This window comes from Vibrio sp. 10N.222.52.B7, assembly GCF_041474275.1.
GTDB classification, from domain to species: Bacteria; Pseudomonadota; Gammaproteobacteria; order Enterobacterales; family Vibrionaceae; genus Vibrio; species Vibrio crassostreae_C.
Map to the genome: position 1 here is coordinate 1 of NZ_JBFRTU010000505.1, position 301 is coordinate 301.

Consider the following 301-nt stretch of genomic DNA (forward strand, 5'->3'; position numbering starts at 1 on the left):
CCGTTTGTGGTCTTACTGCTCATAGTCAGTGGCAGCCAAGTGCCTGAACCATCATCGTTGAACTTAGCCACATACAGTGTGCCTTTGTCCATGTACTTGTCACCCGCACTTAGGCGATTGCTCGGCTCTGCATCACGCGGGTCCCATTTCTCTTCAGAAACGAATTTGTACAGGTATTCAAAGCGCGAATCGTGACCAGAGTAGAATACGATCGGCTCGCCTTCAGTCAGCTTACCAAACGTACAGCCTTCGTGACGGAAACAACCCAGTGCAGAACGTTTTTTAGCGCGAGAGTTTGCTG

1 protein-coding gene is annotated in these 301 nt (G+C 50.2%); it reads right to left on the bottom strand.

The genetic code is table 11. The annotated features are described in order from the left end of the window. Nucleotides 1-301, bottom strand: a 301-nt coding sequence (locus tag AB4512_RS23915) for an alkaline phosphatase PhoX (protein ID WP_372175988.1), incomplete at both ends; no start/stop codon positions are given.